Below are 26,133 nucleotides of genomic sequence, written 5' to 3'. Positions count from 1 at the left end.
AACAACGCCCTCGCAACACGAAAGGCTAACAAGGGGAATGACGTTATGAAGAAGAAAATCATTGTGGCAGTGCTTATAGCCATCGTGTTCGTAGGCACATTCGTGTTTCTCTGGGCAAAATCGCAGCCCCAACCCGAACAATACACCGAGCTGACGGCCAGTGTTAAGGACCTGAAAAAGACCACGGTTATTACCGGGCGCATAGAACCGCGCAACGAAGTGAACGTGAAACCGCAGATTTCGGGCATCATTACCGAGATTATGAAGGAGGCGGGACAACCCATACAGGCAGGCGAAGTGATTGCCAAAGTGAAGGTTATACCCGACATGGGACAGCTTAGCGGCGCACAAGCGCGAGTAAGACTGGCCAAGATTAACCTGGAACAGGCCAAGGCCGAATATGATAGGGAGAAGACTTTGTTTGACAAAGGATTGGTGGCTGCACAAGAATACGAGAAGGTAAGGCAAGTGTACCAGCAGGCCAAAGAAGAAGTGTCGGCCGCCGACGACAACTTACAGGTGGTGCGCGACGGTGTTTCGAAGAGCAACGCCAAGGCTAGCTCCACGCTGATACGCTCTACCATCACGGGAATTATACTCGACATCCCCGTGAAAGTGGGCAATTCGGTTATTCTAAGCAACACCTTCAACGACGGAACCACCATTGCCAGCGTGGCCAACATGAACGACCTAATCTTTAAAGGCAACATCGACGAGACCGAGGTGGGGCATGTAAAGCCGGGAATGACGATGAAAATAACCATCGGCGCATTGCAAAACCTCAACTTCACGGCCTCGTTAGAGTATATTTCGCCCAAGGCGGTAGAGGCTAATGGCGCCAACCAGTTTGAGATTAAGGCCGCTGTGCACGTGGATAAGGCCACAAACATACGCAGCGGATATAGCGCGAACGCCGAAATAGTGTTGCAAGCGGCCAACAAAGCCCTCACTGTTCCCGAAAGTGCCATCGAGTTTAGCGGCAAAGACACCTATGTTTATATTCCCAAAGGCGAGGGAAAGGAACTTACTTACGAACGAAGGAAGGTGAAAACGGGGCTTAGCGATGGTATCGACATTCAGATATTGAGTGGCCTGAAAGCCGGCGACAAGGTGCGCGGACCAAAGGTTGTTGCCTCAACAGACAACGAAACTGATGAAAAACGAGACTCGAAAAGACATTACTAATATGAATATGCTTAAACAATCACTACTTTTCGCGGCCTGCACTATGGCCTTCACAACCGCTTTGGCTAACGATGTGGACGTGAAAACATTCCGCTATGCCGGCCCTTTTGACCTACCTGCGCCCGTTTTGATAGACAGCACCGATGCGCAACAAAAGCGGTTCGCCTCCGAGTCGCTGCTCAACACGCCCCTTCACCTTAGCTTGGCGCAGCAAGGCCGCATCGTAAACACAGGCAACGCACCCACATCTGCTGCCCCTTATGCCCTGCACCTGCTGCAATTCAACATCCAAAACGCTGCTTATCGCAAGGTGGGTATCGAGCTGAAAGGCCTGAAACACTATCAGGTGTACGTAGACAACAAGCTGGTTTCACCATCAGACGTGGCCTTGCAACCGCAAACCCACAACGTGGTGATAAAGTATTTGAGTCAGAAAGACTCTACCTACAACCTCTCTGTACGGCTAACCAACGTGGGCGACAGCCTTACAACCAACACAGACACACGCCGAACGCTCACGCTGAGCGACATCCAAAACGGCCTGCAATACTATCGCCTAGGCCTATCTGCCAACGGGCGCTACCTCATCACCAACTATTACGACGTGATGGACGGCGGTTACACGCGCTATTCGTGGCGACTGACCGACCTTAAAACAGGTACCATCATGCGCCAGACGGACGAATCGATGAGTTGGATACCCGGAACAAACCGCTTTTACACCATACGCAAGGGACGTGAAGGGCGCGACATCATTGTTACCGACCCACTAACGGGGCGCGAACAGACACTGGCCACAGGCATTGGCGAAGGTAACATCACGCTTGCACCCAATGGCGAGTATCTGATACTAAGCACTTCGCAAGAAGGACCAAAAGAAGATGCCGACATCTACGAGATTACACAGCCCGAAGACAGGCAACCAGGCTGGCGAACACGATGGAATTTGTCGCTCGTCGACTTGAAAACAGGACTGACCAGGCCGCTTACGTTCGGCTATCACAACGTTTCGCTCGAAGACATATCGGCAGACGGGCGCTATATATTATATATGGTGTCGCGTAGTCGATTGGAAAAACGCCCCACAACGGTTTCTTCGCTCTACAAGCTAGATGTAAAGACGATGCAAACCACATGCGTTGCCCACGACGAAGGCTTTCTTTCGGAGGCGCGTTTCTCGCCCGACGCATCGGTACTCTTGGTTAAAGCCACGGCCGAGGCATTCAACGGCGTGGGCAAAAACGTACCCGAAGGCAGCACACCCAACATGTACGACTATCAACTCTTTGCCCTAAACGTGAGCAACAAGGCCGTAACGCCACTCACAAAGACCTTCAATCCAAGCATCGAAAACTTCTCGTGGAACCCGCGCGACGGACAAATCTACTTCACGGCATTGGATAAAGACCAACAAAAGCTTTTCCGCCTGAACCCCAAGACGAACAAGTTTACCCGACTCGACATGCCCGAAGACTACGTTACTAGGGTTTCTTTCGCCCACAATGCGCCGCAGGCCGTGTGGTATGGAGAAAGCGCATCCAATTCGGACAGGCTTTACACGCTGAACTTAGACAACGGAAAGAGCAACCTATTGGAAGACCTTAGCAAGCTGAAACTAAAAGACATTGACCTAGGAACGTGTACGCCGTGGAACTTCATTTCGTCTCGTGGCGACACCATCTCGGGCCGTTGTTATCTTCCCCCACACTTCGACCCGAACAAAAAGTACCCCATGATAGTAAACTACTATGGTGGTTGTTCGCCCGTGAGCGTTTATTTCGAGAGCCGTTATCCCCTGAACCTCTATGCTGCGCAAGGCTACGTGGTGTATTTGGTTAATCCCAGCGGTGCCGCCGGTTTCGGACAGACGCACGCTTCGCGCCATGTCAACACTGCGGGTAAAGGTGTAGCCGAAGACATTATCGAAGGAACAAAGGCGTTTCTTAAAGCCCATCCATACGTAGACCCCAAGCGCGTGGGCTGCATCGGTGCATCTTACGGCGGATTTATGACCCAATACCTGCAAACCCAAACCGACATCTTCGCCGCAGCCATATCGCACGCAGGCATAAGCGACCATACCAGCTATTGGGGCGAGGGCTATTGGGGATATAGTTACAGCGAGGTGTCGATGGCAAACAGCTATCCTTGGACACGTAAAGACCTCTATGTCGACCAAAGTCCGCTGTACAACGCCGACAAGATACACACGCCCCTACTCTTCCTTCACGGCAATGCCGATACCAACGTGCCCATCGGCGAGAGCATTCAGATGTTCACAGCCTTGAAATTACTGGGCAGGCCCACGGCATTTGTTGTGGTAAACGGCGAGAACCACACCATCATGGACTACCAAAAGCGCATAAAATGGCAGAACACCATCTTCGCATGGTTCGCTCGTTACTTGCAAAACAACCCCTCATGGTGGCAAGCACTCTATCCTGAAAAGAAACTATAACACAAAATAAACACCGTAAAATCGGGTTAAGTTCAGCGTTCTGAACTTAACCCGATTTTGTTTTAAGGCAAGCTCTAAAACTTCCCTCATTGGATTTTAGGCCTTATCCGTGCAGAAATGAGGTCATCTTTACCACTCTCCCTTTCTTATCTTTGCTCAGGAGGATTGAAAGTCAAGACCCCTTCAATCTTAAAAGTCAAGGACATTCCAACAACATGCACTCAAACAGAAAACAAAGACGCCAAGAAACGTCTTTATGTAGAGAGCCCTTGTTTGTAAAACGAACAACAAAAATCCGCAAGAAGAACACCGCCACACCCCATCCTTTCGCCCTATCTCACAATGAAACAGGCACTTGTAAGTGTTTAAATCTGTAAAAGACAACTTTTGCATTGTGTACGAACACACGCTTTAAACATCCTTATTTATAAGGATTTGCGCGTTAAAATACGTTTAAATCAACGTTCTTAACACCTGTTAAAGTTAGCGTTCCACCTCAAAAATCATGCCGCTTGCACAAGCCGTATTGCGCTTTATTTGCTATATTTGCACAAAGAAAATATAGCGAACATGATAAAAGACAAGCTAAAATCTATCTTATCGGCATTCAGCTACCGCCAAAAGATATTCCTTTTGGTGACGGGAGGATTGATTGTAGGTCTAGGAGGGCTTTTCATGTACCTCCTTAGAATGCACACATACCTCACTGACGACCCTTCGGCATGCGTAAACTGTCATATCATGACACCCTATTACGCCACATGGATGCACTCCTCGCATGGTCGCGACGCCACATGCAACGACTGCCACGTGCCTCACGACAACATCTTCGCCAAGTATTACTTCAAGGCGAAAGACGGTATGAACCATGTTCGCAAGTTCGTTACCTTCAACGAGCGGCAGGCAATAACAGCCGAAGATGCCAGCGCAGGGGTGATAATGGACAACTGCATACGTTGCCACACCCAGCTCAACCAAGAGTTCGTACGCACGGGGCGCATCAATTACATGATGGCCAAGCGCGGAGAAGGCATGGCTTGTTGGGATTGTCACCGCGACGTACCACACGGCGGAATGAACTCCCTATCCTCTACGCCCAATGCAGAAGTGCCATTACCCAAGTCGCCTGTGCCAGATTGGCTGCAAGGCATGCTCGGAAAGAAAGGCAAGTAACCCAAACACATTCATGCACCACGCCTAAACGCGTGAGCAAAAACATTATGAAAACCGAAACTAAAAACAAATAAGATATAGATATGGCAAAGCAATTAAAACGTTGGCAAGGATGGCTGTTGTTCGGAGGTTCAATGGTTGTCGTTTTCATCCTAGGCCTTCTCGTATCGTCGCTCTTAGAGCGCAGGGCCGAAGTGGTTAGCATCTTCAACAACAGAAAAACCCCAATGGAGGGTATCGTATCTGAAAACTCGAAGTTCGCAAGCGACTTCCCACGCGAATACGAAACGTGGAAACAAACGGCCGACACAACTTTCAAAAGCGAATTTAACAGTTCACAAGCCGTAGACGTGCTTGCCCAACGTCCCAACATGGTGATACTTTGGGCTGGTTATTCTTTCTCGTGGGACTATGCCACACCCCGTGGACACCAACATGCTGTTGAAGATGTGCGCAGAACACTACGTACAGGTGCCCCTGGAGTAACCGAAGGCAAACAGCCACAACCAGGAACATGCTGGACTTGTAAAGGTCCTGATGTGCCACGCGTGATGAAAGAGCAAGGCTTGGCCAATTTTTACAAGGCTCCGTGGTCGAAGTGGGGAGATCAGATAATGAACAGCGTGGGCTGTTCTGATTGCCACGACTCCAAAACGATGGACCTCAAACCCGCACGGCCTGCACTGTACGAGGCCTGGCAACGCGTTGGCAAAGACGTTAACAAGGCCACCCATCAAGAAATGCGCTCGCTGGTTTGCGCACAATGTCACACAGAATACTATTTCAAGGGCGACGGACAATACCTTACTTTCCCACAGGATAGTGGTATAACAGTTGAGGCTATGGAGAAGTATTACGATGCTATGAACTATAAGGACTACACGCACGCACTAAGCCGTGCACCCATCCTCAAAGCGCAGCACCCTGGATACGAAATTCACCAGATGGGTATTCATGGACAACGCGGCGTTTCGTGTGCAGATTGCCACATGCCATACATGAGCAAAGGCGGCGTGAAATACACCGACCACCACATCATGAGCCCCCTGGCCAACATCGAACGCACATGCCAAACCTGTCACCGCCAGAGTGCAGAAACGCTTAGGCAGAACGTGTACGAACGCCAACGCAAGTGCAACGAAATACGTAACCGCGTAGAAAACGAATTGGCCACAGCACACATAGAAGCCAAGTTCGCATGGGACAAGGGTGCAACCGAGGCCGAAATGAAACCCGTTCTCGACCTCCTGCGCAAGAGCCAATGGCGTTGGGACTTTGCTGTTGCCTCGCACGGAGCCGCTTTCCACGCTCCACAAGAAATCATGCGCATCCTCTCGCACAGTCTCGACTTCGCTAACCAAGCACGCCTGAAAGTGGCAAAGGTGCTTGCCCGTCATGGATATACGGCCGATGTGCCCATGCCCGACATCTCTACAAAGGCCAAAGCACAAGCTTACATCGGACTGGACATGAAACAGAAAGAGGCCGACAAGGAGAAATTCCTAAACACCGTTGTGCCGCAATGGATTAAGAAAGCCAAGGCCGCAGGGCGTGCGCTCGACTTGTAACAGCACTGCCGACTAAGGATTTGCAAACAACAAACATGTTACAGCATCCACCATAAAGGGGTTAAGGCTCATAAAAAGGCCTCAACTCCTTTATGGTGTCTATAAAAGGCATCTCCACTTGCGGCAAATCCATTTGTGGGAAACAACCGCTTTGGCGTGCTTTCAGTTCCCGCCACTCCTATATATAAATAGGTATGCGCATGCGAGCTGGTTCTCAAAGGACATATTCTTAATACCCTAGTAGCAACCTTGCTCTTTTGAACGCCCCACAATTCACGCACACGCCAACAGCAGCAAACACCCGCTTTCACGCCCATTCGGTACGAATGATAAAACGATAACTAACAAACAAAAACAACAAACCATTATGTGGACACGACCATGGAAGATGGTTGAAGGCTTCGCAGTTGGAGCCGGACTTGTGCTAGTTGGCCTACTGTTGCAATTCAGCACAGGGCCGATAGCCTGGAACAACCTTTCATTTCCCGTCAACTTCATCATCCTGGCAGGCTATCTCCTCGCCATGAGCCTTGTATATGCTTTTCGCAACAAGGTATATTCCTTCAAGTTCCTATCCTCGTACGCCTCGGCCATCCCAGCCTTAGCCTACGCCGTGGCTCTTACAGCCATCATGGGACTTACCAAACAGGTGCCCGACGGGCACCCGGCATCCGACCCTCTGGGGCTTTCGCGCATGCTTTCGTTCTGGCCCTTCGTGCTTATCTACATCTGGGTGTCGGTCATTGTGGCGCAAGCCACCATCAACAAGGCCATGCACTTCAAGTGGCGCGACGTGCCTTTCATGCTCAATCACGCCGGTTTGCTCATCGTTATGCTATGCGCAACATTAGGCAACGCCGACATGCAACGCCTCAAAATGACCATCCACAAGTCGTCTCCCGAGTGGCGAGCCACCAACGACCAAGGAAAAATCGTCGAAATGCCCCTTGCCATACAGCTTAAAGAGTTCGAAATCTACGAATATCCCCCCAAGTTGATGCTTGTAAACGGCAAAACTGGCGACCCCATACCCAAGGATAAGCCCGCAACCATCGTTGTAGACAGCACCTTTAAGACAGGCGAGTTGCAAGGTTGGCGCATCAAACTAAACAAGTGCATCGACGAGGCCGCCCCTCTGATGACCCGCGACACCACCAATTACCTGCCTTGGCACTCGTCGGGAGCGGTGACCGCGATAAACATCACCGCCACTTCGCCCAATGGAAAGGTGAAGAGAACGGGCTGGGTAACCTGCGGAAGCTACCATTTTCCCTACCAAGTGCTTAGCCTAGACGGCAAAATATCCATCGCCATGCCCGAACGCGAACCGCAACGCTACCTCTCGCGCATAGAACTGATGACCCAAGCCGGCCTGCACGCATTCGCAGACATAGAGGTAAACAGCCCGTTAAGCGTGGAAGGATGGAAAATCTATCAGCTATCATACGACACCTCGATGGGCAGATGGAGCGAAACCAGCGTGTTAGAACTGGTTAGGGACCCGTGGCTACCCTTTGTATATGCAGGTTTGGGCATGATGATGCTCGGTGCCGTATTTATGTTTTTGTCGTTACAACGCAGAAAGGAGACCAAAGAATGACCTGGAATCACTTCCCCTATTTCGCCCTTGTGGCCGTTTTGCTATGGGCTGTTGGCGCATACGCCGCCTGGAAAGACAAGAAAACGCTCACTCTTAGTGCCACCATTGCGGGCCTGTTGGTGTTTTTCGGTTACATCGTAGCCATGTGGGTGTCGCTCGAACGCCCCCCTTTGCGCACGATGGGCGAAACACGTCTATGGTATTCGTTATTCCTTCCCTTTGCCGGAATGGTAGTCTACCTGCGTTGGCGCTACAAGTGGATACTCTCTTTCAGCACTATCTTGGCCACGGTGTTCATCGTTGTCAACGTGGTGAAACCTGAAATACACAACAAGACGCTGATGCCCGCCTTGCAAAGTCCTTGGTTTGCACCGCACGTCATAGTCTACATGTTCGCCTACGCCCTGCTTGGTGCGGCTACCGTGATGGCCATCTACCTGCTTTTCGTTAAGAAGAGACCAGCCACCGACGACGAAATGGACATCACCGACAACCTTGTTTACGTTGGCCTGTCGTTTATGACGCTTGGCATGCTCATGGGCGCGCTCTGGGCAAAGGAGGCTTGGGGACATTATTGGGCATGGGACCCGAAGGAAACATGGGCTGCCGTAACATGGTTTGCCTACCTAGCCTACGTGCATTTCCGCCGTTCGCGTCCCCATCACCTGCGCCCCGCGCTCTACATGCTCATCGTTTCATTCCTACTCCTGCAAATGTGTTGGTGGGGAATAAACTACCTGCCTGCCGCTATGGGGTCGAGTGTGCACACCTACAACCTGGGCTAGAAAGCAGAGCATAAGTGCTCACACGCAAAAAAAACAAACCACATTACAAGCCGTTGGCAGCATAACGTTGCCAACGGCTTTTTGTCTATTCAAGTTCTCCAATATATCCTCAGTTCGGGGTAAAGCGCCATGCCTTTGCTTACCCTCCAAATCGGTCATTATACCGCTTATCATTTTTTAGGCTGTTTCCATCGCTTACGGCCCAGCTTTCGTTTGCCTGTGGGCATCATGCCTGTCTTATTTCTCTCAACGCAGCCCACTACACACCTCCAAAAATAAGATAGGCAATATGCTCAACAATCAAAAAAATCTGCACAGGCACTAATGAACCTATTTCGGATAAGCACGCCTCACAGGTACGAAACGGCAGACAAAGATACCACAACGCCAGAGATACAGCCTCATCCGCCTGAGGCAGAACGCTGTTATGTGCTAAAAGGCGACCAGACAGAAGTTATTCCATGTATCTCCCACAGGCTGAAGACAAGCTGCAAATGGCAGATGTTCTCTGTATTTCCATGCTGCTCTCGCCGTCGGCTGTGGGCTGCATACACTGCAACAACATGCGCTGGCCGTCCGCAAACGTACCTGCTTGCCGTTCCGTAGCCCATACACGTGTATTCGGCACATTCACTTTTGTATAGTTTTCAGCAAGAAATTTAACATTATAAGTGCCCTTTCTGCTCACCGAGCGTTATCTTGCCGCAAAAAATCGATTCTCGCGAAGGTTTGTTTCGAGGCAAAAGGGGGCTTGTTGCAAATGCAAGCAAAGTGAATACGCATTGCATAAAACTGCAATTCGCACCCATTTTCGGGCTATTTGCAGCTAAATACAGTGCAATTTGCTGCTAAATGCGTGCAATTTGCCGCAAAACGCAGTGCGTTTTGATGCAAAACACCTTGCGTTTTGGTGCTAAACGCAAGGTAAAATGGTGCTAAATGCAGGGCAAAATGGTGCTAAATACGAGGCGAAAAGCATAAATATACATTGCAGTTGTATAGGCAAAACCCATTCCCACCATTAAAAACAGGGCTAAAATGGGTAAAATGACCATTAAAAAGTGGGGTTTTAAGGGCTAAAAGTGGGTTATTGAGCGCAAAAAATAATGAGCCGATAACCAAACTAGAAAGGCAAAATGGTGCAAAAAGCAGGCTGTATTCTCGAAAATAGACAAAACAATAGACGTGGAAGACTAGAAATAGTGGCCATTTAACCACTTTTCACCCCATTTTTTCGCTAGAACGAAGCGAGAACTAGAACAGTATTGTAAAATAAAAGCAACAATTTAAGGGTGTGAGTTTTTGAGCTGATGGGTCTTTGAATTTGCAAGTTCATGAGTTGATGAGTTTGCAAATTGATGAGTTGCCGTGTTCGGGTATTGTCGGTTTTTCGCGAGTTTGTAAACCAGAGAGTTGATTTGTACCGCATTTCGCAGACGGAGAGGAGAGTGTATTTATGTTGGCCCAACAAAGACAACAAGCTCCTCTTAATTTACGGAAACATTAAGCCCAAATCGGTTGCTAGGGCTTGTGCAATTTTTGTTTGATTGTTGAGCCTATTGCCTGTTTTGTTCTTGAAGGCGTAGCGAGCTACATAAAGAGAATGAGACTGGCAATATGTCGACAAACAAACGAAAGATGAACAGCAGACAAAGGAAACAACCTAAAATAAATGGCAAGCGGCTTAACGGCCGATTGGGATTAAAAGTCAAGACGGTTTCGGCATATCGCATTGCGCTTTGCAGTTTACAGCACTGCATGTAGCAACTCATTGCAGCGTGTTTTGATGTGAACAGCAGTACCGTTTGCAGCAAATAGAGGCCGTTTTGATGCGAATAGCACACTTTTCAGCATAAATTTCACTTTAATTCAACCCAAATCGGTTGTTTGAGACATGCAATTTTTGTTTGAATGTTGAGCATATTGTTTGCCTTATTCTTGAAGGCGCAGCGGGCTACGTAGAGAGAACAAGACAGGCAAGCTGCCGGCAAGCAAACGAAAGATGAACAGCGAGTGGTGGAAACAATCAAAAATAATTGATAAACGGTATAACAACCTATTGGGTTCAACAACAAATGCCGCCATCAGCATTTACACACAAGAGCCAGATATAATACAGAAAAAGATGAATTGGCGGTTGCATAAAGCTATCTAAACACCGCACAATTCATCCTTATTTTTATCGGCCAAGCAGGCCGTTGGCGCAACATCAGCCTTTACCGTGCTGTCTCCAAGCCCATTTGCTTAGCCTTCTGCATCAGCAATTGCATCAGCGGTTCGCGCTCGTTAGGCACACGATTGTCTAGCACTGCATCTTTAAGCGTTTGTTTCAGCGTGCCCACCTCACGGCTAGGACCAAGATGAAACAACTCCATTATCTCGTTTCCATCAATCACTGGCTGTAACAAACGTTTGTAATCACGTTCTTTCAAGTCGGCCAACTTTTCGCGCACAATGCGGAAATTATCTAGGAAACGTTGTTTCTTAATGTGATTTTTGCTTGTTATGTCGGCCTCACAAAGCGTCATCAAGTCTTCTGTGTCGTCACCCGCATCGTTCATCAGTCGCCTAACGGCACTGTCGGTAACGCTGTCTTCGGCAATAACGATGGGCCGCATGTGCAAGTCTACAAGCTTTTGTACGTACTTCATCTTCGAGTCGAGGGGCAGTTTCATGCGCCTGAACAAGTCGGGCACCATCTTTGCACCAATGAAATTGTGGTTATGGAAAGTCCATCCAACCGCCGGGTCCCAACGTTTTGTCTTCGCTTTGCCCACATCGTGCAACAAGGCTGCCCATCTCAGCCACAAGTTGTCGGTGTGTTGGCAAATGTTGTCAAGCACCTCCAACGTGTGATAGAAGTTGTTTTTGTGCGCACGGCCATTGCGCGTTTCCACATTATCGAGCCTAGTTAATTCGGGAAGGATGAGTTGCAGCAGGCCACAGCGGTGCAATTCCACAAATCCGCGACTAGGCTGCTGTGTCATCATTATCTTGTTTAGTTCGTCGGCAATGCGTTCTCCGCTAACAATCTTAATGCGTTCGGCATTACGTGTAAGCGCATCGAATGTTTCGTCTTCGATGAAAAAGCGAAGTTGGGTGGCAAACCGCACGCACCGCAACATGCGCAGGGGGTCGTCAGAGAAAGTGATGTCGGGGTCGAGCGGCGTGCGAATGATGCCGTCTTCGAGGTCGTAAAGGCCGTCGAAAGGGTCTATAAGCTGCCCGAAGTTCTCGGCGTTAAGGCAAACGGCCATAGCGTTGATGGTAAAGTCGCGGCGGTTTTGGTCGTCTTCCAGCGTTCCGTTCTCCACGATAGGCTTGCGCGAGTCGTGGCTGTAACTTTCTTTTCGCGCTCCAACGAACTCAATTTCGTAACCACGAAACTTCACTTGGGCTGTTCCGAAATTGCGAAACACCGATATGTGCGCCTTCTTTCCAAGGCTTTTGCGCAGTGCGTCGGCCACTTGTATGCCACTTCCCACCACAACTACGTCGATGTCGTTAGACGCTCGTTCCAAGAAAAGGTCGCGAACATACCCTCCTACCACATAACAAGGCACGCCGAGGGCATCTGCCGCATCGCCTATTTTATGGAAAATGTCTTGGTCTAGGAGTTCAGCCAGTTGGGCATCGGATAATATCTTCATGCTAAATACAAGTCTTTTTGTGGGTACAAAGTTACGCATAAAAGTTGATAGTAGCCCGTTGCAAACACGTTTTTAGACGTGCAGGCTGACAGATGTTGGGCATAAGCGCCAATTGAAAAGCGACAACGGATGCGCCTGAACACAAAATGAAGTGCATTTTATCGAATAAGCCTTAAAATACATGCAGATAGTTCGGCGGTTTCGTTTTTTATTGTTACTTTTGTCCATGATGGTGCGTGCAAACACCAGATGAGACGTAGGTACATGGCTGGCAGCGCGTTTTTAATGATGCGCAAAACAGGGCGGTTATCGCCTATGTGCCACATCGGGTGTTGCAGATGGTACCCCATACAGTACATATAATTAAGAAATATGAATAAGATACTTTTGCTTTTGGCTCTGTTTGCCTTAACCATTAGCTGCGAAAAGAGCGAAGACGAAAAGGCGGCACCGCTGCTAGCCAAGATAGACAGCTTGTATAAGGCAGAGCGTTATCAAGACGTACTCGACTCAATTAGCGTGTTGCGCGACCGCTTTCCGCGTGCCATCAATGCGCGAAAAACGGCTTTGGGGATTTGGCAAACGGCATCGTTGAAGTTGGCACAAGCCGACATTGCACGCACCGACTCGGCTTTGCAAGCTAAAGAGCAGGCTCTGAAACAAGGAAAGCTTACCTCACAGCGTAAGGCGGAGCTTTTGGTTAGGCGCGATTCGCTGAAAATTCGATACGAGGCCCTTTGTCAAATGGTGAAGGCCATTCAGAAAAAGCAGGCGCAATGATTGGCGCGCACGGCACGACAACTCGTGCCTTTTCTTTTGCCGTTTGCTGAATAATGTGTAATTTTGCAGAAATTAGGCTGCACTCGGCAATATAAAAGCAAGCTTTTTATTGCGCTCGTTGGCACTAACTTTGCAGAAATTAGGCTGCACTCGGCAATGTAAAAGCAAGCTTGCATGCACTACCGATGCGCCCTACCCTACCTCACCGAGGCTCAAAAGAACAAGAACGATGGCAGAACAAGCAACGACAGAGAAACAGTTTGAGGAAACGCTGAAAGAGTGTGCAGACCTTTTTGAAAGAAAACTGCACGACTATGGCGCATCGTGGCGCATTCTGAGGGCCACATCGCTTACCGACCAGCTCTTTATCAAGGCCAAACGCATACGCTCGCTCGAAATAAAACGAACGGCAATGGTGAACGAAGGCATCAGACCTGAGTTTATCGCATTGGTGAATTATGGTATTATCGGCCTAATTCAACTAGACAAAGGCTTTGCCGACGAGGTTGACCTCACGCCCGAAGAGGCGCTTGCCCTGTATCACCAATACGCCAACGACGCCTTGCAACTGATGCTAAAAAAGAACCACGACTACGACGAGGCGTGGCGAACAATGCGCGTTAGCAGCTATACCGACTTGATACTAACTAAACTGCAACGCATAAAGGAAATGGAAGACTTAGAGGGCGACACCCTTGTTAGCGAAGGCATCGATGCCAACTATATGGACATCATCAACTATGCAGTGTTTGGAGCCATTAAACTAAAAGAGAAGGAAGTACGATAAAGACCATGCTTGCGGCTTTGCTAAAAGCGATAACCAATCGTATATGCCGCACCAACTGGCCAATAGAGCATTTTGAATGTGAAACGACTGATATACATACTTACCAACGTGTGCAGGCTGTTGATAGCCACAACCTTCGTGTTGTCGGGCTATGTAAAGGCCATCGACCCACTTGGCACACAATATAAGATAAACGATTACCTGATGGCCGCTGGCCTTTTAGGCTTCGTTTCCGATTGGTTCACGCTCTTCACATCCGTTGCCTTGTCCGCCACAGAGTTCGCTTTGGGCGTGTATCTGCTCTTCGCCATACAGCGGCGTTTGGTTTCAAAGCTGCTGTTGGGCTTTATCGGCATGATGACCCTCATCACGGTGTGGATATACTTTGCTAGTCCTGTAAAGGATTGTGGTTGTTTCGGCGATGCCCTTCATCTGAGCAATGGGCAGACTTTGGCAAAAAACATCGTGCTGTTGCTGGCCGCCATAGTGGTGGCAAGATGGCCGCTGCGCATGGTGAGGTTCATTTCAAAGACCAATCAATGGATTGTTACCAACTATACGCTGTTCTTTATCATCGTGTCGAGCGCGTGGAGCCTGTACACGCTCCCCCCATTCGACTTCCGTCCATACCACATCGGAGCCGACATCCGTAAGGGAATGGAAATTCCTGCGGATGCAAAACAACCCAAATTTGAAACAACCTTCGTGCTAAGCAAGAACGGAGAGACGCGCGAGTTTACGCTAGACAACTACCCAGACTCCACTTGGACCTTCGTAGACAGCAAGACCGTGCAAACCGAAGAGGGCTACGTACCGCCCATTCACGACTTCTCCATCACCGACGAGGCCACAGGCAACGACATAACAGAAGACGTATTGAGCCGTAAGGGCTACACATTCTTGCTGATTTCGCCTTTCTTAGAGCAAGCCGACGACACCAACTTCGGTGCGATAGACCGAATATACGAGTACGCCAAACGGCATAACGTGCCCATGATGTGCCTAACCGCCAGCGGAAAAGCCGCCATCAGCCGTTGGCAAGACCTCACTGGGGCCGAATATCCTTTCTACATCACCGACGGCACTACGCTGAAAACGATGATAAGGAGCAACCCCGGGCTGATACTTATTAAAGATGGTGTGGTGATTAACAAATGGAGCCACAACGCCTTGCCCAAACAAGAAACGCTGAACGCCCCACTAGACAAGCTTAGCATCGGCAAAATAGACCCCACTAGCGTAACGACACGCATCACCAAGATAGTGCTTTGGTTCGTGTTTCCGCTGTTCTTGCTTACCTTGGCCGACCGCCTATGGGCATGGACCAAATGGATAAAGAAACAAAGAAAACGCAATAAACTATATACACTCTTAAAGAAAAAAAGAAAAATGAGAAAAAAGATCGTAGCAGGTAACTGGAAAATGAACCTGAACCTGCAAGAAGGACTGGCCTTGGCAAAGGAAGTGAACGACACTTTGGCCGCCGACAAACCCAATTGCGACGTTATCATCTGCACACCTTTCATTCATTTGGCTAGCGTAGCAGGCGTTTTAAACAACCAACTCGTTGGTTTGGGCGCCGAGAACTGCGCAGACAAGGAAAAAGGAGCATACACGGGCGAGGTTTCGGCCGAGATGGTGAAGAGCACGGGCGCACAATATGTTATCCTCGGACACTCTGAACGTCGCGAATACTACAACGAAACACCCGAAATATTGAAGGGAAAAGTGCTCTTGGCACTTAAAAACGGGTTGAAGGTGATATTCTGCATCGGCGAGACTTTGGCCGAACGCGAGGCCAATAAGCAAAACGATGTGGTGAAAGCTGAACTTGAAGGTTCGGTGTTTAACCTCTCTGCCGAAGAGTTTGCCAACGTTATCGTAGCCTACGAACCCATCTGGGCCATCGGTACAGGCAAGACTGCAACGGCCGAACAAGCCGAAGAGATACACGCCTTCATTCGTTCGGCAATCGCCGAAAAGTATGGCAACGAGGTAGCCGAGAACACTTCCATCCTCTATGGCGGCAGCGCAAAGCCCAGCAATGCACCCGAACTGTTTGCCAAACCCAACATCGACGGCGGCCTTATCGGCGGTGCAGCATTGAAATGCGCCGACTTCAAGGGCATCATCGATGCCTGGAAGAAATAACAACAAGCAATAGCTAATGCGGCGAAGCGGCACTTTCGGCTTACGAAAGTGTGCCGGGCGTGTCGTCTCGCCAATTTATTCATCCACTTTCCAAATGCGGCAAACGTGCGGATTGGTCGGCAACAGGCCACTTCGCCCTAGCGTAACCCTCAACACCCCACAACAATGAAACGTCTGGTAACCGTTATTCTCACTTGGATTTGCACCGTCATTGCGATGGAGGCGCAAACCTTTACCGACCATTTACGCCGACGCGACACGAAGACGCAAGGCGTTGTAACCATCTCTCAGAGTGCCGCCATAGAACAGCTGGTTAACGGAAAGGGCGGCGCAGGGAAGTGGGCAAACCCCAATTCCAACGAACGCATACCCCAAACCGCCAACGGCAGCACGGCCAACAGTGGGAAAAGTACCTCGGTAACCGAGGTGGAGAGCCCTGCGCGACAGCCTAACGAGAAACGCGAAACGGAACAAACGCGCAAGAACGAACCCAACAAAAAAGAGACCACACAAAAGAATAACGCCCTCGGCGACGATGGCGACGGCCTGAACATCCCCGTAATAGACACGCGCAAAAAGGTGATGGTGGGCGGATACAAGGTAGACGGCTATCGGGTGCAGGCATACGCCGGCGGAAACTCGCGCGACGACAAGAACCGCGCACAGCAAATAGGCAACCGGATAAAAGCAGCCTTCCCCGACCAACCCATCTACGTGCACTTCTATTCGCCACGATGGATTTGCCGCGTGGGCAACTACCGCAGCATAGAAGAGGCCACACGCATGCTCAACGCCATACAAGCCATGGGCTACAAGCAGGCTGTCATCGTAAAAGGAAAGATAACGGTGCAGAACTAAAACTGCCCAACATGCAACGACATACATAAAGAAGCCACTTATCTGAAACATGAACTTGGAACCAGAATACCGAGAAGGGCTAGACCAGCTAGCCGTACATTACAAAGAAGTGCTAGCCCTTTTGGGTGAAGACCCTAGCCGCGAAGGATTAGAAAAAACGCCCATGCGCGTGGCAAAGGCCATGCAGGTACTAACCCGCGGCTACACACAAGATGCTCGCAAAGTGCTTACAGATGCACTCTTCGAAGAGAAATACAACCAAATGGTTATCGTTAAAGACATCGACTTCTTCTCGATGTGCGAACATCACATGCTGCCCTTCTTCGGAAAGGTACACGTGGCCTACATTCCCAACGGCTACATCACGGGCCTAAGCAAGATAGCACGAGTGGTAGACATATTTAGCCATCGCCTGCAAGTGCAGGAACGAATGACCCAACAAATAAAAGACTGCATACAAGACACGCTTAAACCCCTAGGCGTAATGGTGGTTGTAGAGGCCAAACACCTGTGCATGCAGATGCGCGGCGTGGAAAAACAAAACTCCATCACCACCACCAGCGATTTCAGCGGTGCCTTCAACCAAGCCAAAACGCGCGAAGAGTTTATGAACCTCATACGCCCAAAATAACATTTTTTATATCTTTTAGATGCAAGTTCTACGTTAATCCTGCTTTAAATTATAAATACAATAATACAGAACACGATGAAAAAAACATTGAATTTGGTTGCCGTCGCCTTATTCGGCGTGGCCATGCTGTCGCTCAGTTCATGTCTTAGCGGCGGAAACGGAGGTGAAGAACCGAAGTATAAGAAAATTACAAAGGCAGAGCAAACGGTTATCATGAGTTCCATTGTTGGTAATTACTCTGGCCAGTTGAAGTTTGTCAAGGGTCCAAAGCCCACTGATATCGACTCGGTGAAAATCGCTTGGAGTGTCACAAACGACACGATACTTGTTATTGACAAATTCCCCGTTAGAGTTTTGACAGGCTCGGTCAGTGCCTCTGAAACCTTCGTAAAACAGCTAGGCGCGGCAGACCCCGTTGAGGTAAAGATGAAATTAAAGCTGCCCAATTACACGCTGGAAGACTATTACAACAAGGGTTATTACTTGGCAAGCCCCATTGCAGCCAAAGATTTCGACATAACGATTGCCGGAAAGCCTGGCAAACTGACATTTACAAATGTCATCCAATTTGGTTCTATGCAGCATCAGCAAGTGCAACAATTGCTGGAATACTACAAAGAAAAGCAAGTTATACGTTTGCTTGTAAAGCAAATAACGTACGAGAACACCCCTTACGAAATTAAGAATCCTGTCGTTCTGCAAGGGAAAAAGATTAATTAGGCACATGAAGTTTATTTCTTGGAACGTCAATGGACTACGCGCTGTGGTTGGCAAAGACTTTGAGAACACCTTTAAAGCGCTTGATGCCGATTTCTTTTGCCTGCAAGAAACAAAGATGCAGGCAGGTCAGCTAGACTTACAGTTCGATGGTTACGAATCGTATTGGAACTATGCCGACAAGAAAGGCTATTCGGGCACGGCCATTTACACGCGCCATAAACCCCTGAACGTTAGCTACGGCATCGGCATCGACCAACACGACCACGAGGGAAGGGTTATCACCTTAGAGATGCCCACGTTCTTTTTGGTAACGGTTTACACGCCCAATTCGCAAGAGGAGCTGCGCCGACTAGACTACCGCATGCAGTGGGAAGACGATTTTCAGGCCTATTTGCACAACTTGGATAAGCGTAAACCAGTGATTGTTTGCGGCGATATGAATGTGGCACACCAAGAAATAGACTTGAAAAATCCCAAGACCAACAGGCGCAACGCTGGTTTTACCGACGAGGAACGCCAAAAGATGACCCAACTTCTAGATGCAGGTTTCACTGATACCTTCCGTTGGAAATATCCCGAAGAGGTTACATATAGTTGGTGGTCGTACAGGTTTAAGGCACGCGAACGCAACACGGGGTGGCGCATCGACTATTTCCTTGTGTCTAATCGCCTACAAGCCGAAGTGCTAGACGCCAAAATCCATACCGACATATTGGGCAGCGACCACTGTCCTGTGGAACTACTCTTGAAGTAATTACATACGTTTAATCCACCTCATTGCCACTGTAAACTTACCGCTTAGTGGCAAATGAGGTGGATTTTTTGTGTCCATACCAAAAAGAGAAACAACGTGGAGCCACACTGATGTGCATTTACCACGCCTAGAACTCGCACAACAAGGCCATAGAAAGACCTTAGAACGACTAAACAATCGAACTAAAAGATTTTACCTCGCCATAAAAATAATAAGGTGTAATGTGCAGGATATAGGCTTAGTGCAACAACACTAACCAGCATGTTAACACATAAACTTGTTATAGTCAAACAGAATTGCTTTTGGAAAATTGTTGTTTGAAGGATGCAAGACGTTGCGTAGCACGGCATCAATAAACCCTTGCACAGAGGATAAAGAGGACTTTTGTTTGTTTACGATGCACCTATGGCTTTGCAAATCCAATTCTGTTTGACTATAACTTGTCTGCTTGCGAACTCGCCAACTAGTAGAATCTACTACCTTGTTAACGTGCAAACGGGTTACCTTGCCTGCTAATAAACCCGTAAAACCATAAGACTTTCCAGCATATTAACTCGTCAACGTGTAAATGCACCAGCTCGAAAAATCTACCACCTTGTAAAGGCATAAACTTGCGAATTCGTCAACTTACGAACTCGGCACCCCCCCAACTTATAAACGCTCCACCCCATTTTTGTCCACTTTTGAGCATAAATTTTAACATTATGAGTGGCTTATAATCCACCAACAGCTCACCTTGCCGCAAAAAAACGATTCTCGCACGGGTTGGTTTTGATGCAAAAAAGGGGTGGTTTGCGAATGCGGCAAAATGAATTTTTATTTAAAAGCACCGCCATTTGCACTGGTTTTTGGGCAATTTGCAGCAAAATATAGTGTGTTTTGATGCTAAACGCAGTGCAATATGCCGCTAAACGCACTGCGTTTTGGTGCTAAATGCAGTGCATTTTGGTGCAAAACGCAAGGCAAAATGGTGCTAAATGCAGTTCAAAATGCCGCAAAATGCGATACGAAAAGCATAAATATCCGCTGCAATGGTATAGATAAAACCCTTTGGAGACATTAAAAACATGGCCGAAAAGGGCAAAATAGTGGTTAAAAAGTTGGATTTTAGGGTATAAAAGCGGGTAGTTGGGCGTAAAAAACAATGAGCTGGCAACTAAACTAGAAAGGCAAAATGGTGCAAAACGCAGTCGGCTTTCTCAAAAGAAGACAAAAAGAGAGATATAAAAGACTGAAAAAAGCAGCTAATTGCACGCTTTTAGCGTTTCAACTTCGCTAGAATGGGTGGAAAACAAATCGCATTTTGTAAAACATATCGTAAGTTTTTAAGATTATGAGTTGGGGAGCTGATGAATTAGCGAGTTGACAAGTTAGTGGGTTGATGAGTTGGGAAGTTTGGGAGTTTGGGAGTTGAGAGTTGGTGAGTTGATGGATCGATGGGTTGAGTTGGTGAGTTTGGGAGTTAAGAAGGTGAGCTGGTGAGTTTGGGAATTGAGAGTTGGTGAGTTAGTGAGTTGGTGAATTTGGGAGTTTGTGAGTTGAGAGCTGGTTGGAGAGTTGATGAGTTGGTTGGGGAGTTGATGAGTTGGAGAGTTGGTGGGTCGAGTTGGGGAGTTTGACAGTTAGGAGTTGAGAGGGCGAGTTGATGAGCTGGTGAGTTTAGGAATTGAGAGTTGGTGAGTTAGTGAATTGATGAGCTGGTGAATTTGGGAGTTGATAAGTTTGTAAGTTGAGAGTTGGTTGGCTAGTTGATGAGTTGGGGAGTTATCAGCCGTTTGCTTTGTCGACAGGTGGAACGTGCGTTCCAAATCGTATTTTGTTTGCCTATAACTTACAGCGGTTGTATGCGCTTTACCACGCCCGAATTTTGCCAATACTCCACACGAGCCTTTTTATACCCCTGCATTTCTTGATAAATGCTGCGGGTTATGCCATGTTCTGTCCACCAATGGGAGTCGTCGCCTGCCCATTCCACGGTATAACGAGTGGCTCCACGCCCAGTATTGTGGTGTACCTTCACTTCGCCTTGATACACTTTCAGGCTGTCGGTACAGAGGTCTTTCACCAAGGCAATGCCAAGAGCTCCCCCAAACACGCAGCTAGCACAGCATATCACCACCCCCCAAAGACGCGAATACCATTTTTCCTTTTTCTCGATGGCCAACAAATAGCCTGCATAAGTAATAAGAAACATGATAAGAGACATAACCGCTTGGCGCAACAACCCCACGTAGCCATAGGTACAATCCGTCAAAAAGGTGATAAAACCAAAAAACAACACGAGAGCCAAACCAAAGGGTAGATAGAACTTCCATTTGGAAGGAGTGGACGTATTGGCGTTGGCCATGCGCTCTTGATTGCGTTTCGACCACCATGAGAATCTCCATCGCTTACCCTTTACGTCTGTCGTTGTATCGCGTTCATTTCTCGTCTGTGTAATTTCAGCTAGTATCGCGTTCCATTCTAGCGTGCCCTCAACAAGTTGTCGTTCGCCATGCTGGTCGCGTAGGGTAATGGAAACGGGCTTGCCACCATCGTATTTCACCGACCAGCTGCGCACCACCCGGTCGTTATCGTCTGGCGAATTGCCGTTCAGTGTTTCCCTTTCCACGGCATCAACATATCGCTTGGCCTGTAGCAACGTGCCACCGCCCAAACGATGTGCCGTGGCTACGGCCTCTAACTTACGTCCTTGCTTTAACAGTTCTATTATTTGTTCTTTCATCATGGGTTTTGTTTAAGTGTTTTTTCCAATTCAAGCTTCATCATGCAGTTTGCTGTGTTACTCTAAAAGACATCGGCAACAATTGAAGATGCGCTATAAAACCCGTCTTGGAGGTAGAGAAATATTGCATTGGGCTATTATCAATGTAACAACAACACACACTATTATCCACCCGATGATGTACGCATAGTTATATGCAGGGGTGTCTGTTGCCCTTCCGCGATAATAATTCATCACGCGTTCGTGCCGACCCGACTTTACATAATACCTCCAAATGCCGAAGAAAAGGGCACAAAAGGAACCGCATACATAAAGTACTGAGAGTTGCTTACCAAAAGGCAGCAGGTGTAGTTTATTCAATTTGTCTAACAATATGAGTAAAGGGAATAGTAAACCAGCCATTATTCCACCTGGTCCGCTAACCTTTCTGTCGCCTCTATCTTGGCTGCGTTCGCCCGCAAAGTATATTCTATCAATGATATTGAAATGTGCCATAACGGTAAATTGAAAAAGTTGCAAGGCTATGAAACCTTTGTATGCTAGTTGTTTTGTTGTTATCGCTTAAAAGCGGTGTGGCTTAAAATAATGCATTAACCCCATACAGCCAACAAGAATGATGCTGTTAGTTCGTTAGAACTTGCGTATGGAATCTATCTTTATCGTGGGTAAATACAGGGTGTCGGGCGAGTTGGATATGCGTAACTTACCTTGTTCAAAGAACAAAAGTTTTGCCCTTTTCAGATAGTTCACCAGGCGATAGTGGCAGTAAGTCTGTTGGTTGTCGTAGCTTAACAGCAATGTGCTATCGGGTTTACAATAGTTGTTTATGGGGTTATTGTCGTTGTTAGTAAGGTACGAAACATCAGAAAAGAGATAGACTTTTTTCCCATCAACCTCTAAAAACTCGATAGGTGCAAAGTTTTTCAGCTCTTTATCAAGTCCTTTATATAGTGGTCCGATAAGGAACCCGGGATGAGTTCCATCCTCGTTGAAAAGCTTTCGGGTGGATAGCAATAAGAAACTGTTGTATTCTTTATGGCTTGCAACATAGGTTTCGATGGCAGCATAACAGTCTTGCCTTACCTGATAAGGATGCTTATTGGTGCAGCTAGCCATCGCCAATGCAAGGGTTATTGATTGGGCAATGGTTAAAAGTTTATTCTTTCCCATATAGTTTCCTTTTGTTTCTTATGGCAGCAGTGGTCTTTTTCGTGCGTTCCATTAGGGACACTTGAGGGCGATGAGGGTACGGAATGCCTCCTGTAATCTGATGAAATGCGAATAGTTTACTGGACACGTTGCAAACGTGTAGAACCTTTTTGGAGGGAGACGAATGCCGTTTCCAATGATGTCGTGGTAGTAAATGCCAACACAAAGTCGCCACGAGGGGCAAACAAGCAGGGGTTCGGCTGCTTAATTTCTCGTTTTTGGGTTTGCGGAGCGTCATGTTGCCCTGCCTGCCAAATATCCGAGCAGCATGCTTGGGTTGGCCTCTTTTGTATCAGGAACTATTTGAAGAAACTCCCTCCTTTTTGCAATTCCTTATTCATGAAACGGTAGAAAATGCCGCTTGAATCGGCCTCCAGCAACGGCAGGTCTAGCTCTTCATACTTAAAATGGCCGTCCTCAATCAGCCTTTCCTCGCACAATCGCTCCCGGATGTCTGCCAAAACCACTTTAAGTCCTTCGTCGCGAAGGGTTGTTTCGTCTTTCGTCTCGCAGGCTAGAACTACGGATGCCTCGTTGATGTAGGGTGAATTGGTGGTTTCGTTGTTAGAGAATGTTAGCTCTGTGTCGGCTGTTTTCGTTTCGCAATCGAAATTAGATACCAGTCCTGCGCGTTCAATGGCTCGTAGGTGGTTTCGGGTTAAGAAGTTGATGCACAGCCCTTTCTTATGCTTGATGCAAGAGGAAAGGTACGAGTTGGCATGCATCCCCATCGCGAAAACATTGCCGATGCTGAACGATGAAGACAGTGTGGAGAGCTTGGGCTGCCCGTCTTTGCCATAATACGAGACGATGAAGACAGGGTACCCAGGATAGAACTTCTTTGTGTCTAGCTTTACCTTCATTGTTGAGATAATGGTTTGATGTGGTGGTATGTTGTTTGCAGACGGCGAATGAGCCGCGTTGCATTTGGTCTTTTCCTTTTAGGGACGGCCATTTCCAGTATTTACTTCGCTACCTTTTTTGTGAGAGGCCTTCTGTTGCGATAGTGAGGCGTACGCAGATTGTAGGGGCAGATGCGTTGTTCTTTTGCACCAAGTATGTAAACGGAAACCTAGCGTAAGATGGTCTTCCGCTAGTTCCGTTTACGGTTTTACCTACGGCTCGCGCCACGTTGGTTTGCCCACATTACAACGCGGGCTTAATCTGTGCCAGCCAAGCATCGATGCGTTCGTCGGTCTTGTCGGCCTCGTTCTCATTGTCGAGAGCCAGTCCAACAAACTTTCCGTCTTTAACCGCAGGGCTGTCTTCGAATGTGTAGCCTTCGGTAGGCACACCTTCGAGCACATTAGCCCCCGCATTAGTGGCGGCTTCACACAGCTCGGCCATTCCTCCGCAGAACGTGTCGGCGTTGGAATTGGAGTCGCCGCAGCCGAAAATGGCCACCGTTTTGCCTTTTAGGCCAACCTCGTCGAGCAGTTTCACACCCTCGTACCAGTCGTCTTGCATCTCACCCGAACCCCACGTGGATGTTCCCAGCAGCAGGTTCTCGTTTTCGTTAAGCACGTCGGCAGTTAGGTCGCCCACGTTAATGGCTTCCACGCCCAATTTCTCGGCTATTTTTTCGGCTATGCCTTGGCAGGTGCCCATTGACGAACCGAATATAACAATTGTTTTTTTCATCGTTTATCTGTTTGTGATTAATGTATTGCAAAGATAAAAATAAATGTTCATTCGCAATGCGTATGAATGTTATTTTTGCTTACTTCTCGGTCTGCTCTTTCGTGCACGTACAAAAAATGTATGGGACTGTCCCAAGGATGGGGCGCAAAAAAGTGCCTTGTATCTTCTTCTATTTAGGTTAAAAACCTTATCTTTGTCGTGCAAATTGTTACGTCCACGCTATGCGGAGTACAGCGTGCAACATCATTAACAACAGCCTAAATGTGCTATACAATGGAAGAACAATCTATACGCAAACCTTATCTGAGAAAACCTAAATGGCTTTACACCAAGATTGAGGGTGGAGAGAAATACGGATTTGTAGAGAAAACGCTCGAAGAGAATGGTTTGCACACGATATGCAGTAGTGGAAAATGCCCGAATAAGGGACATTGCTGGAAAAGCGGAACGGCTACCTTCATGATATTGGGTGACCGTTGTACGCGTGCGTGCCGATTTTGCGCCACGCAAACTGGAAATCCTTTGCCGCCCGACCCTCACGAACCGTTGAAGATTGCGCGTAGTGTGCGGGCGATGGAGCTAAGGCATTGTGTGATAACATCGGTAGATCGCGACGACTTACCCGACAAGGGGGCGGCTCATTGGGCTGAAACCATCCGCCGGATACGCGAACTTTGTCCGGAGATTATTATCGAAGTGCTTATCCCCGACTATCGCGGGCAGGAGTTACAAACGGTGTTAGCGGCTGCGCCCGACATCGTTGGGCATAACTTGGAAACGGTGGAAAGGCTTACGCCAAGCGTTCGCCACCGCGCTACCTATCGCAATAGCATGGGTACTTTGCGTGAGATTGCCGAGCAGGGCTTTATCACTAAGACTGGAATAATGTTGGGTTTGGGCGAAACGCAGGAAGAAGTGAACGCCCTATTGCAAGAGGCTTACGACGTGGGATGCCGAATGATAACCATCGGACAGTATCTGCAACCCAGCGAAAAGCAATTGGATGTGGTGGAATATGTTCACCCCGACATGTTCTTGGCGTACAAGCGAACTGCTGTGCGCATAGGTTACGAGAACGCCGAAAGCTCTCCCTTTGTGCGTTCTTCGTACATGGCGGAGCAGTCGTTTATTAGTATGCTGGTGCGGAAAAAGAAGTTGGAGGGGAAGAGTAAAGGTGAAAGAGTGAAAAGGTGAAAGGGTGAAAAGATGGCTAACGCCTTTTAAGGGTGAAAAGGTGAAATGGTGAAAAGGTGAAAAGATGGCTAACGCCCTTTAAAGCAGCCGAGCAGTTTCTAGATTTGTAGTTCGTTCTAGCTTTTGGACTGGTCGGACTGGTCGGACTGGTCGGACAGGTCGGACAGGTCTGACTTGTCTGACTTGTCCTATTAGCCTGTATTAGCCTGACACCACCTACAAACACAAGCGGCAAAGCATTTGGCTTAACTCCATAACTCCTTA

Annotated in this window: 21 protein-coding genes; 15 read left to right on the top strand and 6 right to left on the bottom strand. The window is 48.2% G+C overall.

Annotation, left to right across the window (positions count from 1 at the left end):
* Positions 1-45: 45 nt before the first annotated feature.
* From HMPREF2955_RS09625 to HMPREF2955_RS16600, 7 genes are all read left to right on the top strand, one after another.
* Positions 46-1,185, top strand: coding sequence for an efflux RND transporter periplasmic adaptor subunit (locus HMPREF2955_RS09625; RefSeq protein WP_070722973.1), 1,140 nt, complete (start codon positions 46-48; stop codon positions 1,183-1,185).
* 7 nt (positions 1,186-1,192) lie between these two features.
* Positions 1,193-3,643 (top strand): S9 family peptidase, encoded by a 2,451-nt coding sequence (locus HMPREF2955_RS09620; protein ID WP_070723021.1) that lies wholly within the window; start codon positions 1,193-1,195, stop codon positions 3,641-3,643.
* Between the two features lie 570 nt (positions 3,644-4,213).
* Positions 4,214-4,816 (top strand): cytochrome c nitrite reductase small subunit, encoded by a 603-nt coding sequence (nrfH, locus tag HMPREF2955_RS09615; protein ID WP_070722971.1) that lies wholly within the window; start codon positions 4,214-4,216, stop codon positions 4,814-4,816.
* A gap of 83 nt (positions 4,817-4,899) precedes the next feature.
* Positions 4,900-6,384 (top strand): ammonia-forming cytochrome c nitrite reductase, encoded by a 1,485-nt coding sequence (gene nrfA / locus HMPREF2955_RS09610; RefSeq protein WP_070722969.1) that lies wholly within the window; start codon positions 4,900-4,902, stop codon positions 6,382-6,384.
* 367 nt (positions 6,385-6,751) lie between these two features.
* On the top strand, positions 6,752-7,984 hold the full coding sequence (locus tag HMPREF2955_RS09605; protein WP_070722967.1) for a cytochrome c biogenesis ResB family protein: 1,233 nt from the start codon (positions 6,752-6,754) through the stop codon (positions 7,982-7,984).
* On the top strand, positions 7,981-8,769 hold the full coding sequence (gene ccsA, locus HMPREF2955_RS09600) for a cytochrome c biogenesis protein CcsA (RefSeq protein WP_070722966.1): 789 nt from the start codon (positions 7,981-7,983) through the stop codon (positions 8,767-8,769). The genes HMPREF2955_RS09605 and ccsA overlap by 4 nt, the downstream gene beginning before the upstream one ends.
* A gap of 324 nt (positions 8,770-9,093) precedes the next feature.
* On the top strand, positions 9,094-9,375 hold the full coding sequence (locus HMPREF2955_RS16600) for a hypothetical protein (protein WP_210401302.1): 282 nt from the start codon (positions 9,094-9,096) through the stop codon (positions 9,373-9,375).
* Positions 9,376-10,985: 1,610 nt separating this feature from the next.
* On the opposite strand, the gene HMPREF2955_RS09595 is transcribed toward HMPREF2955_RS16600, so the two are convergent.
* Positions 10,986-12,419 carry a CCA tRNA nucleotidyltransferase gene (locus HMPREF2955_RS09595; RefSeq protein ID WP_070723018.1) on the bottom strand — a complete coding sequence of 478 codons (1,434 nt, stop codon included), beginning with the start codon at positions 12,417-12,419 and terminating at the stop codon, positions 10,986-10,988.
* 372 nt (positions 12,420-12,791) lie between these two features.
* On the opposite strand from HMPREF2955_RS09595, the gene HMPREF2955_RS09590 reads away from it, so the two are divergent.
* The 7 genes from HMPREF2955_RS09590 to HMPREF2955_RS09560 all read left to right on the top strand — a co-directional run bounded on the left by HMPREF2955_RS09590 (position 12,792) and on the right by HMPREF2955_RS09560 (position 19,100).
* Positions 12,792-13,199, top strand: a complete 408-nt coding sequence (locus tag HMPREF2955_RS09590) for a hypothetical protein (RefSeq protein ID WP_070722964.1) — start codon at positions 12,792-12,794, stop codon at positions 13,197-13,199.
* Between the two features lie 229 nt (positions 13,200-13,428).
* Complete coding sequence (locus HMPREF2955_RS09585) at positions 13,429-13,986, top strand: DUF1599 domain-containing protein (RefSeq protein WP_070722963.1); 558 nt, start codon at positions 13,429-13,431, stop codon at positions 13,984-13,986.
* Positions 13,987-14,064: 78 nt separating this feature from the next.
* Positions 14,065-16,137 carry a BT_3928 family protein gene (locus HMPREF2955_RS09580; RefSeq protein WP_083317689.1) on the top strand — a complete coding sequence of 691 codons (2,073 nt, stop codon included), beginning with the start codon at positions 14,065-14,067 and terminating at the stop codon, positions 16,135-16,137.
* A 165-nt stretch (positions 16,138-16,302) separates the two neighbouring features.
* Positions 16,303-16,995 (top strand): SPOR domain-containing protein, encoded by a 693-nt coding sequence (locus tag HMPREF2955_RS09575; RefSeq protein ID WP_070722961.1) that lies wholly within the window; start codon positions 16,303-16,305, stop codon positions 16,993-16,995.
* A gap of 49 nt (positions 16,996-17,044) precedes the next feature.
* Positions 17,045-17,626: a GTP cyclohydrolase I FolE gene (gene folE, locus HMPREF2955_RS09570; protein WP_009231494.1), complete on the top strand. Its 582-nt coding sequence runs from the start codon at positions 17,045-17,047 to the stop codon at positions 17,624-17,626.
* Between the two features lie 75 nt (positions 17,627-17,701).
* Positions 17,702-18,346, top strand: coding sequence for a DUF4840 domain-containing protein (locus HMPREF2955_RS09565; RefSeq protein ID WP_070722960.1), 645 nt, complete (start codon positions 17,702-17,704; stop codon positions 18,344-18,346).
* 4 nt (positions 18,347-18,350) lie between these two features.
* Positions 18,351-19,100, top strand: coding sequence for an exodeoxyribonuclease III (locus HMPREF2955_RS09560; protein WP_070722958.1), 750 nt, complete (start codon positions 18,351-18,353; stop codon positions 19,098-19,100).
* Positions 19,101-20,931: 1,831 nt separating this feature from the next.
* Here HMPREF2955_RS09560 and HMPREF2955_RS09555 read toward each other — a convergent pair.
* From HMPREF2955_RS09555 to fldA, 5 genes are all read right to left on the bottom strand, one after another.
* Positions 20,932-21,828: a hypothetical protein gene (locus tag HMPREF2955_RS09555; RefSeq protein WP_070722956.1), complete on the bottom strand. Its 897-nt coding sequence runs from the start codon at positions 21,826-21,828 to the stop codon at positions 20,932-20,934.
* A gap of 90 nt (positions 21,829-21,918) precedes the next feature.
* Positions 21,919-22,320, bottom strand: coding sequence for a hypothetical protein (locus tag HMPREF2955_RS09550; RefSeq protein WP_070722954.1), 402 nt, complete (start codon positions 22,318-22,320; stop codon positions 21,919-21,921).
* A 135-nt stretch (positions 22,321-22,455) separates the two neighbouring features.
* On the bottom strand, positions 22,456-22,995 hold the full coding sequence (locus HMPREF2955_RS09545; protein WP_070722952.1) for a hypothetical protein: 540 nt from the start codon (positions 22,993-22,995) through the stop codon (positions 22,456-22,458).
* Positions 22,996-23,333: 338 nt separating this feature from the next.
* Entirely contained in the window at positions 23,334-23,897 is a 564-nt protein-coding gene (locus tag HMPREF2955_RS09540; protein WP_070722950.1) for a flavin reductase, read from the bottom strand.
* A 283-nt stretch (positions 23,898-24,180) separates the two neighbouring features.
* A complete protein-coding gene (gene fldA / locus HMPREF2955_RS09535) occupies positions 24,181-24,675 on the bottom strand; it encodes a flavodoxin FldA (protein ID WP_019187151.1) in 495 nt (164 codons plus the stop codon).
* Between the two features lie 273 nt (positions 24,676-24,948).
* Here fldA and lipA point away from each other — a divergent pair, with 273 nt between their 5' ends.
* Positions 24,949-25,869 (top strand): lipoyl synthase, encoded by a 921-nt coding sequence (lipA, locus tag HMPREF2955_RS09530; protein ID WP_070722948.1) that lies wholly within the window; start codon positions 24,949-24,951, stop codon positions 25,867-25,869.
* Positions 25,870-26,133 lie beyond the last annotated feature (264 nt).

Source organism: Prevotella sp. HMSC073D09 (assembly GCF_001814145.1).
Classification (GTDB): Bacteria; Bacteroidota; Bacteroidia; order Bacteroidales; family Bacteroidaceae; genus Prevotella; species Prevotella conceptionensis.
The sequence above is the reverse complement of the archived record's forward strand: the minus strand, read 5'-3'. Positions and strand labels throughout refer to the sequence as shown.